This is a genomic window from Candidatus Nitrospira bockiana (assembly GCF_965152565.1).
In genome coordinates this window covers 3,636,796-3,648,827 of record NZ_OZ224215.1, presented here as the reverse complement: position 1 = coordinate 3,648,827, position 12,032 = coordinate 3,636,796, and the positions used below count along the sequence as shown (strand labels likewise).

The following is a 12,032-nucleotide window of genomic DNA, read 5'->3' as shown; positions in this document are numbered from 1 at the left end:
GGGCTCGGGTCAATCCGCGTATTCGATCCAGCTTTCTTTTTCCGCGAGGTACCGTTTGCCTTTGAAGTTCGGGCGCGTCCGCATGCGCCGGAACCCGAGTGATCGAAGCTTGTCGACGACGCTCGCGACGGCGCCGGCAATCGTCGGTTGCGTCGCGCCTTCAACGGTCAACGCCTCGTACGTGACTTTGCCGAGATAGCCTTGCGGCACGCGGCTGACTAAGATCGCACGGTTGAAATAGCGGTCGCTCGGGTCATTGCCTTCGAGTTGGTGCCGTTCGACGATCCCGTCCTTCTGCTTCAACGACAAGGGGAGTGTGCTCACGTATCCTCCATCAAGACACTGCAAAGGACGTATTATAGAAGGCCGCGAGCGTCGCTGCAACCGCTGTTGACAAGCTCATCGGGCTTCCTATAATCTGACTGGACCTGCCGGTGAGGGCCTCGAATGGTGTACCGGACCCCGCCCCGCCCCCATGAATGTTCCAAATAGTCTCACGATCCTCCGCATCCTTCTCATTCCGGTTTTCATCGAATTCCTGATTTACGAGCGGTATGACGCCGCCTTGGGCGTCTTGTTAGTGGCCGGCATCACCGATGGCTTGGATGGCACGATCGCACGTGTCGCCAATCAGCGAACCAAGCTCGGCGCCTACCTCGATCCGCTGGCCGACAAGCTGCTGTTGACCTCGGGGTTCGTCACCCTTTCCGTCCTTCATTTGGTGCCCTTGTGGGTCGTCATCCTGGTCGTGAGCCGGGACGTCATTCTCCTGACCGGAGCCCTCCTCAGTCGGGTGACCGAGCTGCCGCTGGACATGTCTCCGACGATGCTCGGCAAGGGCACGACGGTGTTCCAGTTGCTCTATTTGATCCTCGTCATCGCGCTGACCCCGCGGCAGGTGGATCTGCACTGGATACAGCCGCTCCTCTACGTGATGGTCGCGTTCACCCTGCTCTCGGGGTTTCACTACCTGTACCGCGGCGTCAGCCATCTCAACGCTCGGGAAGCGTGATCTCAGGACGCGACGGACCGGTCGGTTGACAACTTACGCATCCTCCAGTAGACTTCCAAACGTCACTCCTGCTGTAACCCCTGAGAAGATTGTTGAAATATCGCGGCTTCGCCTTTGCTTGGCAAGGATGCCATTGAACCCCTGCTCGTGTCTGCATAGCCCCGACCGTGTGAGAGTTTTCAGAATGAAGTAAGGATGCCGCGACTCTAACCTCGAAGGGAACTGGCATGGCGACTTTCGCATACGTCGGCAAGACCCGGCAGGGAGTGGTCAAGAAAGGCGAGGTCATCGCCAAGACGCGCGATGAAGCGATCGAGCAACTCCGCAAGGTGAACCTGGCCGTCACCAGCCTACAAGAGAAAGGCGCTTTCGGCGGCCTGGGAAAGTTCGGCTCGGGCGGCATCAAGGACAAGGATCTCGTCGTCTTCACCCGCCAGTTCTCGACCATGATCAATGCCGGGTTACCGTTGATCCAATGCCTGGACATCCTGTCGACCCAGTCGGAAAACAAGACTCTTGGGAAGAGCGTCGGGGAGATCAAGATCGACGTGGAAGGGGGCTCGACGCTCGCCGATGCCCTCAAGAAGCACCCGAAGGTGTTCGACGATCTCTATGTGAACATGGTGCACGCCGGCGAGGTCGGCGGGTTGTTGGACGCGATCTTGCTCCGGCTGGCCAAGCACATCGAGAAGGCGATGAAACTCAAGGGGGCCATCAAATCGGCGATGGTCTACCCGGCGGCGATCATCGGGGTCGCGGTCATCGTCATCACCGTGCTGATGATTTGGGTCATTCCGATCTTCGCGAAGATGTTCGAAGACATGTCGGGCGGAAAAGTCGGCTTGCCGGGGCCGACCCAATTCGTCATCAACTTGAGCGAATTCATGCAGGCGTACATCATTTATATGATCGCCGGGTTGATCGGGATCATTTTCGCCGTCAAGCGTTATTACCGCACCCCGAACGGACGGCTCGTCATCGACCGTCTGTTGCTGAGGCTGCCCGTGTTCGGCGACCTCATCCGGAAGGCTTCCGTGGCGAAGTTCACCCGGACGTTGGGCACGTTGATCACCAGCGGGGTGCCGATCATGGACGGCCTCATGATCACGGCGAAGACGGCGGGCAACAAGATCGTCGAGGCGGCGATTCTCGATGCGCGTCAGAGCATCAGTGCCGGACGGACGCTGGCCGACCCACTTTCGAAGAACGATGTATTTCCCAAGATGGTCACCCACATGATTTCCGTCGGTGAGTCGACCGGGGCGCTGGACGCCATGCTCGGGAAGATCGCCGATTTCTATGACGACGAGGTCGATCAGGCGGTCGCGTCGCTGACGTCCTTGCTCGAACCGATGATGATGGTCTTCCTGGGGACGGTCATCGGGTTCATCGTCATCGCGATGTACTTGCCGATCTTCAAGATGGCTTCGGTCATTGGGTAAGACCCGCCCACATACCGTCCGCGCGTCTTGCTTCCCCAAAGAGGCTTGTTTCAAGCCTCTTTGTCGTTTCTGGGGCCTTCGCCTCGATTCCAACGGAGACCGGAGGGCCTGATGACGGACGTGACGCCCAACGGTCAGGCGATGGAGGACCTTCGCATCCGCCTCTACTGGCTGATGGGCTTCCGCGTCGTCGTCGTGACGCTGCTGCTCGGGCTCTCCACGATGTTCCAGATCGGAAAGAGCCAGCCGGTGCTGACCTTCTTTCCGCTCATCGCGATCACGTACGCCCTCACGGTCGCGTACGCCCTGGCGCTGCGCTACCTGCTCCGCCCGGCGCTCCTTCCTCAGTTCGCCTATCTGCAGGTCGTCGTCGATCTGCTGCTCGAAACGTACTTGGTCGCGAAGACGGGAGGCATCGAAAGCCCCTTTTCGGTCTTCTACATCATCACGGTCACGCTGGCCAACCTGATTCTCAGGCGCCAGGGCGGTCTCATGGCGGCCGGGGTCTCGGTGATTCTCTTCGGAGTCGTCACGAACCTCCAATTGTCGGGCGGATATGATATGGTGCCGGCCACGCGGCTGTCGCCGCCCGCGACCATCTATACCTTCGGCGTCCACAGTCTGGCCGTCATCGTGGTCGGCCTCCTGAGCGGCGCGCTGGCCGATCAGTTGAAGCGGGCCGGCCAGTCGCTCGTCGAGAAGGAGCAGGGGCTCAGCCGACTCCAAGCCTTCCATGAGAACGTCGTCGAGAGCCTGAGCAGCGGTCTGTTTACGACCGATGAGACGGGTCGAATCACGTCCTTCAATCGGGCGGCGCGGGATATCACGCAGTACTCGGCCGAGACCGTACTGGGCAAGCCGTGGTGGGAAGTGTTCAATTGGGAGCAGGCGAACCTCTTCGATGCCGATACGTCCACGGTCGTCGCGCCGTTTCGCTTCGAAGGCGAAGGGCGCCGAGCCGACAACACGCGCATGATCATTGGAATGACCCTCGCGCCGCTGACCGAGAACGGCATCCGAACGGGGCTGGTCGGGGTCTTTCAGGACCTGACTCAAATCCGCGACCTCGAAGAGCAGATGCGGCGGCGGGAATGGCTCGCGACGCTGGGCGAGATGTCGGCCGGTATGGCCCATGAGATTCGAAATCCGCTGGCGGCCTTGGCGGGCTCGATGCAGATGCTCCAAAAGGATCTCAGCCTGGACGAAGCCAACCGCCATTTGATGGACATCGCGATCCGCGAGACGGCCCGGTTGGACTCGATTATCACCGAGTTCCTGCTGTATGCCCGTCCGCCGGCGTTGAACTTAAAAGAATGCGACGTCAACGGCGTCCTCGCCGACACGCTGGACCTCATCCGTCACGAGGCTCAATCTCATATGAACATCGTCATCGTCACGTATCCCGGACCCGGTTCGATGACGGCGCAGATCGATCCTGATCAGATCAAGCAGGTGTTCTGGAACCTGGCGACCAATGCGTTCGAGGCCATGCCGGCCGGGGGGCAACTGACCATTTCGACCCGCCGCCGGCGGGTCGGCTCCGCGGGACGCAGCGGCGAGGTGATCGAAATTTCATTTCAGGATACGGGGGAAGGAATCAAGAAAGAGCGCCTCGACAAGATCTTTCTTCCCTTCTTCACCACCAAGAAACGGGGATCGGGGTTGGGGCTTGCCGCGGTGCATCGCATCGTCGATCTCCACGGCGGCTGGATTCGGGTTGAGAGCCAAGAAGGCAAGGGGTCTCAATTCATCGTCTGCTTGCCGGTGTCGGCGGATTCCGGCTTGCGCTTATGGCATGAGGGCAGGGAACCGTGGAAAAGATCCTGATCGTCGACGATGAGCGCAGTATGCGGGACGTCTTGAGCATCATGCTCAAGCGGGCGGGCTATGACGTGACCGTGGCCTCGGACGGCAGCGAGGCCATCGTTCAGGTCGGCAAGGAGATTTTCGATCTCGTCATTACCGACTTGAAGATGCCGAAGATCGGCGGGTTGGAAGTACTCAAGAGCGTGAAAGAAGTGTCGCCCGACACCGTCGTCTTGTTGATCACGGCATTTGCGTCGACCGATTCGGCGGTCGAGGCGATGAAGCTGGGCGCCTATGACTACTTGAGCAAGCCGTTCCAAGTGGACGAGGTGCAATTGATCGTCCGGAACGCCTTGGAGAAGCGGCGACTCTCGACCGAAAACACGCTGCTCAAACGGGAAATCGCGAGCCAGTCCTCGCTCTCCAGCATCATCGGGCAGAGCGAACCCATGCAGAAGGTGTTGGAAGTCATTCAAAAGGTCGCGGACAGCAAGAGCAACGTGTTGATCTGCGGCGAAAGCGGAACCGGCAAGGAGTTGGTCGCCCGCGCGATCCATTACAACAGCGCGCGCAGTCGCTTTCCATTCGTCACGGTGAACTGTAGCGCTCTGCCGGAGCCTCTGCTCGAAAGCGAGCTGTTCGGACACATGAAAGGAGCCTTCACGGGGGCGATCGCGAACAAGGCGGGGTTGTTCGAAGTGGCGGACGGTGGGAGCATCTTTCTCGACGAGATCGGTGAGATGACGCCGACGATGCAGGTCAAGCTGCTCCGTGTGCTGCAGGAGCGGGAGTTCCGACGGGTGGGAGGCACGCGGGACGTGAAGGTGGATGTCCGCGTCATCGCCGCCACGAACCGCGACCTCGCGCGCGCCGTGGCGGACGGCAGTTTCCGCGAAGATCTCTACTACCGTCTCGACGTCATTCCGATTACGCTGCCGCCCCTCCGCATGCGCCCGGGAGACATCCCGCTCCTCGCGAAACACTTTCTCGACCAGTTTGCGAAAGCCAACGGTAAGCCGGTGCCCACCTTGTCCCCCGAAGCCATGCGAGTCTTGGTCGCGCACGAGTGGAAAGGCAACGTGCGAGAGTTGGAGAACCTCATCGAACGGGTGGTGGCATTCTCGACGACGCCCACGATCGATGAGGCCGACATCCAGGGGTGGTTGCATCGCCCCGCCTCACCCGCAGCATCCACCGTGCAAGGCTACCCGACGGAACTCCCCCCCGAGGGGCTCGATTTGGAGAAGTTGATCAATACCATTGAAAAAGACCTCCTCCTCAAAGCCCTGGAGCGAAGCCGGTGGGTCAAGAAGAAAGCGGCCCGCCTCCTCCAACTCAACACCCGTTCCTTCCGCTATCGCCTGGAGAAGTACGAGATCAAAGGGGGAACGGACGACTGATGGACCTGATTCGGACACGAGAACCATGGTCAAAGCCCTGCGCATCGACGCTCCCGCCAAAGTCAACCTCATCCTGAGGGTCCTCGATCGCCGCGCCGACGGCTATCACAATCTGTGGTCGCTCCTGCAGACGGTCGGAGTGGAGGATGAGTTGTACATCGAACTCCACCCGGAACGTACGGGCGTCGTACTCGAGTGCGATGTCCCGGGTCTTCCGACGGACGGGCGCAATCTGATCGTACGGGCCGCGGGACTCGTCCTCGAGCGGGCCCAACTCCGAACCGGGCTGCATATCCGTGTCGTCAAGCGCATTCCGGTCTCCGCCGGTCTCGGTGGAGGCAGCAGCGATGCCGCGGCGACGATTTTCGCACTGAATCGACTCCTGGACCTGAAATGGTCCGCCGCGGAGATGGCCGAAATCGGGCAGGTCCTGGGGAGCGACGTGCCGTTTTTCTTCTTTGCCCCGACCGCACAGGTACGTGGCCGCGGGGAGGAAGTGCGCTCCATGCGGATCACCGGGACCCGCTGGATCGTCCTCTTGAACCCGGGCTTTCCCATCGAGACCCGCTGGGCGTACGACCGCCTCGCGAGCAGCCGGAGTTTCGTGCCCCCGATCGCCAAGGGCGTCATGAGCCTCATGAACAAAGCGGAGACCTCTTGGGACGAAGTGATTCCTCTCATGGAGAATGATTTCGAGCAGGCGCTCTCGCCGACACACCGTGTCCTTGAGCGCATGAAGCAGGTCCTTCTCGGTCATGGCGCGCAGGCCGCGCTCCTGTCCGGGAGCGGGGCGAGCGTCTTCGGGATCTTTGGTGCAGAGGCGGATGCGGTCGATGCCAGGGAGCGGATTCATCGGGCGTATGGCTGGTGGGCCGCGGCCGGTCCAGCCGGCACGACAGCACTTGCCTGTCGCGGTGTCGTCCCGTCCGGACCCCTCCAAGTCGGTTGACAACCTCCTTTCGTTTTCGATACCGTATCCTGCTTTCGTGCAGGGCGTCCGACCTCCAAGATCCGCATTCGGTCTCAGGAGTCCGGCAATCAGGCGTGTTGTCGGAGGGATCCCATGGAAAAGGCACTTCGGCTGTTTTCAGGCAACGCAAACCCCGCGTTGGCGAAGGAAATCTGCGCCTACCTCGGGATCAATCTGGGGCAGGCGACGGTCTCGTCGTTCAGCGACGGCGAGGCGCGCATCAAGATCGAGGAAAACGTCCGGGGCGCGGACGTGTTCGTCGTTCAATCCTGCTGCCCGCCGGTGAACGATTCGATCATGGAACTGCTGATCATGATCGACGCGCTGAAACGGTCGTCCGCGTATCGCATTACCGCCGTGCTCCCGTATTTCGGGTATGCCCGGCAGGACCGAAAGGATCAGCCCCGCGTGCCGATCTCCGCAAAACTGGTGGCTGATCTGATCACGACCGCCGGCGCGGATCGGGTCCTCACCATGGATCTGCATGCGGGGCAGATCCAAGGGTTCTTCAATATCCCCGTCGATCACCTTTATGCGACGCCGGTGCTGCTCGATTACATCAGCAAGGTGGGCACCGAGGACTTGGTGGTCGTGTCCCCCGATGCCGGCGGCGTGGAGCGGGCGCGAGCGTTTGCCAAGCGGCTGCAGGCGAGCTTGGCCATCATCGACAAGCGGCGCGAGGGACCGAACCAGGCACAGATCATGAACATCATCGGCGATGTGGAGGGCAAAAGCGCCCTGCTTCTCGATGACATGATCGATACCGCCGGGACCATCGTGCAGGGGGCGCAGGCGTGCGCCAACAAGGGCGCACGGCGGGTCTGGGCGGGATGCACCCACCCGGTTTTGAGCGGGCCCGCCCTGGATCGCCTGCAGTCGTCTTGCCTGGATGAAGTGGTCGTGACGAATACGATTCCGCTGAACGGGAAGGAGCAGCGGTGCCCGAAATTACGCGTCCTGTCGGTCGCCCCGCTTCTCGGGGAAGCCATTACCCGGATCCATGAGGAAGAATCCGTCAGTTCGCTCTTTGCCTGAGTCGCCCGGCGGCTCACCGCCCGGACCTGAAACAAAGTGGATCAACTGAGGCTCTAGCGTCGAGAGGGGAATGTTATGAAGTTTGAGATGACAGCGGAAGTGAGAGAGCAGGCCGGCAAGGGGGCGGCCCGGCAGTTACGGCGAAAGGGAAAGATCCCGGGCGTCCTGTATGGCCAAGAAGAATGCCTCCTCCTCACCTTGGACCCCGATGCGATCCGCAAGATCCTTCGATCCCATGCCGGGACCGCCTTGGTGTCGTTGACGATCACCGGGACGGCGCGCAACGCGGTGCGTACGGCGCTGCTCCGGGAATATCAAGTCGATCCGGTCACGGGCGACCTGCTTCATGCGGATCTGTTCGAGGTCTCGATGACCAAACCCATCCGCGTCAAAGTACCCGTTGCGCTGGTCGGCGGCGTCCCGGTCGGTGTCAAAGAGGGAGGAGTGTTGCATCACAATCTGCGCGAATTGCACATCGAATGTTTGCCGTCGGCCCTGCCGGACCAAATCGAGGTGGACGCGTCGCAATTGGGGATCGGCCACGGAGTTCACGTACGTGAGCTTGCGCCGCGCGAGGGCTTGCGGTTCCTGGACGAAGGCGACCAGATGGTCGTGAGCGTGGCGGCCCCGATGTCCGAGGCGAAGCTGGAAGCGCTCCTCACCAGCGGCGCTGCCGTCGAGGAGGGCAAGGAACCCGAAGTGATCGCCAAAGGCAAGGCGGAAGAGGAAGGCGCGGCGGCCGCGCCGGCCGGGGAAGCCAAGGCCGAGAAAAAAGAAGCCGCGGCGGCCAAACCTGAAAAGAAGGAAGCGAAGGAGGAGAAGAAGAAGTAGCCTTGCGTCTGATTGTCGGCCTCGGCAATCCCGGCGAGGCCTATGCCGCGACCCGACACAACATCGGGGTGATGGCGGTCGAACATGCGGCGGCTCGGTGGGGCATTCCGATGCGCGTGCTGCGAGCCGTGCGGCGGGGCGACGGCAGCCTCGGATCTGTACCGGTCGTGCTGGCTCACCCGCTCGCATGGATGAACCTCAACGGTCCTGTCGTCTCCCGACTCCTCGAGGAATTGGGTCTCTCTCCCCGCGATCTCATCGTGGTCCACGACGATGTCGACCTGCCCGTGGGCCGTCTTCGGTTCAAGCGCACGGGTGGATCCGGAGGCCATAACGGCATCCGCTCGGTGTGCGAGGCGCTGGGCACCGGCGAGTTTTTCCGTTTGCGTGTGGGGGTCGGCCGGCCGGCTCCCGGCGAGGATACCGCTGACTACGTGCTGGCCCCGTTCCGCGCCGAAGAAGTGTCGGTGATCGAAGCGGCGCTCGAGCAGGCCGTGGATGCATTGGCGTGTGCGGTCCAGGAAGGTATCGAGACAGCCATGAATCGCTTTAACGTCCGGGTACGTCAGGATGCGGGGTCGTAAATGGGCTTGTGCTGCGGCATGATCGGGCTTCCCAACGTTGGAAAGACGACGGTCTTCAACGCCCTCGTCGGGGCGGGAGCGGTCGCTGCCAATTATCCGTTTTCGACGGTCGAGACCAATGTCGGGATCGCTCCCGTCCCCGACCCCAGGCTGGCTACGTTGGCCGCGGTCTTTCATTCGAAGAAAGTGACGCCCAGCACGCTCGAGGTGCGGGACATAGCCGGGCTCGTGGAGGGCGCCAGCCAGGGCGAAGGCCTCGGCAATCAATTCCTCGCCCAGATCCGTGAGGTTGATGCCCTCTTGCATGTCGTGCGGTGCTTCCAAGATCCGGACGTCGTCCATGTCGGGGGCGGCGTCGATCCGGTCAAGGACATCGAGACCATCGAAACCGAGCTCATGCTCGCCGATCTTGAAACGCTCGAGCGGCGGAAGCAGCGACTGGACAAGCGGGTGCGGGCCGGTGAAGCGGCCGCCGGCAAAGAGCTGGCTTTCGTGCAGAAGCTCGCCGTGCTGCTGGACAAAGGGGAATGGCTCAGAGGCCAGCCGTTCAGCCCCGATGAGCAGGCGCTGTTGCAAGAGCTTCAACTGCTGTGCGCCAAGCCGGTTTTGTTCGTCGCAAATATTTCCGAAGGTATGCGGCCGGACGATCCGCTTGTAGAGCCGGTCCGGCAGTTGGCGGACAAGAAGGGGGCCCGGATCGTCGTCATCTGCGGGCAGTTCGAAGCCGAGCTCTCTGCATTGCCGCCGGAGGAGCGCCAGGCGTATCTCGATGAGCTCGGGATGCAGGAATCGGGGCTCGTCCGTCTTACGAAGGCCGCCTATGAGCTGCTCGGCCTGATCACCTTCTTCACCGCCGGGGAGGAGGAAGCGCGTGCATGGCCCGTCCGGCAAGGGACGAAGGCGCCCGCGGCGGCGGGCAAGATCCATTCCGACATGGAGCGCGGGTTCATCCGGGCCGAGGTCTACACGTACAGCGATCTGATGACGTACGGAACCGTCGCCGCAATCCGGGAGAAGGGACTGTATCGCTTGGAGGGCAAGGAGTACGTCGTCAAGGACGGCGACGTCGTTTACTTTCGATTCAATGTGTAACGGAACCGACAAGGTCTACGGGCGCGGCCCTGTGGGCTTTGAGGTCGCCGGCTGGTGTGGCCGTGCCTCATCGCGTCCGCTGGTGCCGGGACGGCCCGGTGTCGCTCTCGTTTGACAGTCGCGAGGGGCCTATGGTACGGTCCGTGACCCGTATGCCTCGCTCCAGACCTGTTCTGGGGCCTTAGTCCACGAGGAGGTCCTGCATGCAGCCCTACGAGTCGATCTTCATCGTCCGCCCGTCGCTTTCCGACGACGACACCGCGAAGCTCATCGAGAAAATGAAAGGGATCGTGGAAAGGTCCGGCTCGGTCGTCAAGGTGGAGAACTGGGGAAGAAAAAAGCTGGCCTACGAAGTGAAGCGCGAGCGGAAAGGCACCTTCGTGTACCTGAACTTCGAAGCCAAAGGGGATGTCATTGCGGAGTTGGAGCGCTCCTATCGGCTCGAGGATTCGGTCATCAAGTTCCTGACCGTGCGGCTCAAGCCGTCGGCCCCCATGCCGTCCGCAGAAGGGTCGGGCCATGACCGGGTTCAATAAGGTCATTCTCATCGGCAACTTGACGAAGAATCCCGAGGTCCGATACACGCCCAACGGGACGCCCGTGACCAGTTTCGGTCTCGCCGTCAATCGCCGATTCCGGCAAGCGGACGATCTGAAAGAAGAAGTTTGCTACATCGATGTCGTCGTCTTTGGGAAGCAGGCCGAGCATTGCGGTCAATACTTGAGCAAGGGTAACGGGGTGATCGTGGACGGTCGACTGCAGCAACGTCGCTGGGAAACCGAGGACGGCCAAAAGCGCAGCAAGCATGAGGTGGTGGCGCAGACGGTCACCTTCCTGCCCAAGCGCCAGGATGGCGGGGGGGATCCCGTCGCAGCCGAGGAACCGCATTACGAATACGAAGAGCCGATCTAGGATTTGGTATGATGGTTCGAATGAGGGAGGGATAACGTGGATCGTGCAGGTGGAGGGGGCGGCCGGCTGTTTCAGCGGAGGCGGGTGTGCCGGTTCTGCTATGACAAGACGCCGATTGACTTCAAGGACGTGGGATTGCTCAAGAACTTCCTGACGGAACGGGGCCGGATCGTGCCGCGCCGGATCTCCGGGAATTGTATGCCCCACCAACGGGAACTCACGACGGCGATCAAGCGGGCACGGACGATTGCCTTACTTGCCTTTGCAGAAGAACGGTAATTCGAATGTCCGGAGGTTGGGAAGAGGCGTTCGGCGGCACAGTGGCGACGAAGACGATGTCCTCAACAACAAGCTTTCAGCTCAACGAAATTCCGGAAGAAGGTCTGACTCTCGAAGCCGCGGTCCCGCCCGAGGATCTGGATCTGACTCCCGAGGACGCACGTGTTCGGGGCCCCGTGGCGCTGAACGGGTCACTCCAACCGTCCGGCCGGCATGTCCACGTACAAGGGCGCATCGCGGGCACATTCATCGAGGAGTGCGTGCGGTGCCTGAAGGAGTACGATCGAGACTTCGATGTGCCCTTCACCGCCCAGTATCTGCTGCCCGAGTTGCCGGTCAAGGGGCGCCTCGGGAGAAAACCCGGTCCGGAGCGGGCGTTCCCGGGGACGGAAGAAATGCCCGAGCAGGACGAGGAGTTGTACACCCTGAGCGGTGATCGGCTCGATCTCGCCGAGATGCTTCGCGAACACATCATCCTTGCCATGCCGATGCAGCCGCTTTGCCAGCAGGGGTGTCGGGGCCTGTGCCCCGTCTGCGGGCGGGATCGCAATGAAGGGGAATGCGGGTGCAGCGAAGCGCGTCAGAACAGTCCGTTTTCAATCTTGCAGGAACGCTGGAAGGGATCCCAACGCTCTCATTGAACCACGCCGCACGGCGGCGAGCACGCGA

The 12,032-nt window shown here is 61.5% G+C and carries 14 protein-coding genes; 13 read left to right on the top strand and 1 reads right to left on the bottom strand.

Going from position 1 to position 12,032, the window contains the following annotated elements; genetic code table 11:
• Positions 1-9 precede the first annotated feature (9 nt).
• Positions 10-324: a hypothetical protein gene (locus ACWHYV_RS17855; protein WP_447977840.1), complete on the bottom strand. Its 315-nt coding sequence runs from the start codon at positions 322-324 to the stop codon at positions 10-12.
• 151 nt (positions 325-475) lie between these two features.
• Between ACWHYV_RS17855 and ACWHYV_RS17850 the strand changes: the two genes are divergently transcribed.
• The 13 genes from ACWHYV_RS17850 to ACWHYV_RS17790 all read left to right on the top strand — a co-directional run bounded on the left by ACWHYV_RS17850 (position 476) and on the right by ACWHYV_RS17790 (position 12,004).
• Positions 476-1,012, top strand: a complete 537-nt coding sequence (locus ACWHYV_RS17850; RefSeq protein WP_447977839.1) for a CDP-alcohol phosphatidyltransferase family protein — start codon at positions 476-478, stop codon at positions 1,010-1,012.
• Between the two features lie 227 nt (positions 1,013-1,239).
• Complete coding sequence (locus ACWHYV_RS17845) at positions 1,240-2,454, top strand: type II secretion system F family protein (protein WP_447977838.1); 1,215 nt, start codon at positions 1,240-1,242, stop codon at positions 2,452-2,454.
• A gap of 111 nt (positions 2,455-2,565) precedes the next feature.
• The gene (locus ACWHYV_RS17840; RefSeq protein WP_447977837.1) at positions 2,566-4,281 is read left to right on the top strand and encodes a two-component system sensor histidine kinase NtrB; all 1,716 of its coding nucleotides are present in this window, start codon (positions 2,566-2,568) and stop codon (positions 4,279-4,281) included.
• Positions 4,266-5,660, top strand: a complete 1,395-nt coding sequence (locus ACWHYV_RS17835) for a sigma-54-dependent transcriptional regulator (protein ID WP_447977836.1) — start codon at positions 4,266-4,268, stop codon at positions 5,658-5,660. Before ACWHYV_RS17840 ends, ACWHYV_RS17835 begins: the two co-directional genes overlap by 16 nt.
• A gap of 25 nt (positions 5,661-5,685) precedes the next feature.
• Complete coding sequence (ispE, locus tag ACWHYV_RS17830) at positions 5,686-6,609, top strand: 4-(cytidine 5'-diphospho)-2-C-methyl-D-erythritol kinase (protein WP_447977835.1); 924 nt, start codon at positions 5,686-5,688, stop codon at positions 6,607-6,609.
• Between the two features lie 114 nt (positions 6,610-6,723).
• Positions 6,724-7,665, top strand: coding sequence for a ribose-phosphate diphosphokinase (locus ACWHYV_RS17825; RefSeq protein WP_447977834.1), 942 nt, complete (start codon positions 6,724-6,726; stop codon positions 7,663-7,665).
• A gap of 87 nt (positions 7,666-7,752) precedes the next feature.
• Positions 7,753-8,496, top strand: a complete 744-nt coding sequence (locus ACWHYV_RS17820) for a 50S ribosomal protein L25 (RefSeq protein ID WP_447977833.1) — start codon at positions 7,753-7,755, stop codon at positions 8,494-8,496.
• Between the two features lie 2 nt (positions 8,497-8,498).
• Positions 8,499-9,080: an aminoacyl-tRNA hydrolase gene (gene pth, locus ACWHYV_RS17815; RefSeq protein ID WP_447977832.1), complete on the top strand. Its 582-nt coding sequence runs from the start codon at positions 8,499-8,501 to the stop codon at positions 9,078-9,080.
• Positions 9,081-10,172: a redox-regulated ATPase YchF gene (gene ychF / locus ACWHYV_RS17810; RefSeq protein ID WP_447977831.1), complete on the top strand. Its 1,092-nt coding sequence runs from the start codon at positions 9,081-9,083 to the stop codon at positions 10,170-10,172.
• Between the two features lie 203 nt (positions 10,173-10,375).
• On the top strand, positions 10,376-10,708 hold the full coding sequence (rpsF, locus tag ACWHYV_RS17805) for a 30S ribosomal protein S6 (RefSeq protein ID WP_447977830.1): 333 nt from the start codon (positions 10,376-10,378) through the stop codon (positions 10,706-10,708).
• Positions 10,692-11,084, top strand: a complete 393-nt coding sequence (locus ACWHYV_RS17800) for a single-stranded DNA-binding protein (RefSeq protein WP_447977829.1) — start codon at positions 10,692-10,694, stop codon at positions 11,082-11,084. Before rpsF ends, ACWHYV_RS17800 begins: the two co-directional genes overlap by 17 nt.
• A 36-nt stretch (positions 11,085-11,120) precedes the next feature.
• Positions 11,121-11,363, top strand: a complete 243-nt coding sequence (gene rpsR, locus ACWHYV_RS17795; protein WP_447977828.1) for a 30S ribosomal protein S18 — start codon at positions 11,121-11,123, stop codon at positions 11,361-11,363.
• A 56-nt stretch (positions 11,364-11,419) separates the two neighbouring features.
• Positions 11,420-12,004: a YceD family protein gene (locus tag ACWHYV_RS17790; protein WP_447977827.1), complete on the top strand. Its 585-nt coding sequence runs from the start codon at positions 11,420-11,422 to the stop codon at positions 12,002-12,004.
• Positions 12,005-12,032: the final 28 nt, after the last annotated feature.

Excerpts from the sequence above, each read along its gene's own strand:
- rpsF (WP_447977830.1), top strand. The coding sequence starts at position 10,376 with ATGCAGCCCTACGAGTCGATCTTCATCGTCCGCCCGTCGCTTTCCGAC.
- ACWHYV_RS17840 (WP_447977837.1), top strand. The coding sequence starts at position 2,566 with ATGACGGACGTGACGCCCAACGGTCAGGCGATGGAGGACCTTCGCATC.
- ispE (WP_447977835.1), top strand. The coding sequence starts at position 5,686 with ATGGTCAAAGCCCTGCGCATCGACGCTCCCGCCAAAGTCAACCTCATC.
- ACWHYV_RS17820 (WP_447977833.1), top strand. The coding sequence starts at position 7,753 with ATGACAGCGGAAGTGAGAGAGCAGGCCGGCAAGGGGGCGGCCCGGCAG.
- ACWHYV_RS17825 (WP_447977834.1), top strand. The coding sequence starts at position 6,724 with ATGGAAAAGGCACTTCGGCTGTTTTCAGGCAACGCAAACCCCGCGTTG.
- ACWHYV_RS17850 (WP_447977839.1), top strand. The coding sequence starts at position 476 with ATGAATGTTCCAAATAGTCTCACGATCCTCCGCATCCTTCTCATTCCG.
- ychF (WP_447977831.1), top strand. The coding sequence starts at position 9,081 with ATGGGCTTGTGCTGCGGCATGATCGGGCTTCCCAACGTTGGAAAGACG.
- ACWHYV_RS17845 (WP_447977838.1), top strand. The coding sequence starts at position 1,240 with ATGGCGACTTTCGCATACGTCGGCAAGACCCGGCAGGGAGTGGTCAAG.
- ACWHYV_RS17790 (WP_447977827.1), top strand. The coding sequence starts at position 11,420 with ATGTCCTCAACAACAAGCTTTCAGCTCAACGAAATTCCGGAAGAAGGT.
- ACWHYV_RS17800 (WP_447977829.1), top strand. The coding sequence starts at position 10,692 with ATGACCGGGTTCAATAAGGTCATTCTCATCGGCAACTTGACGAAGAAT.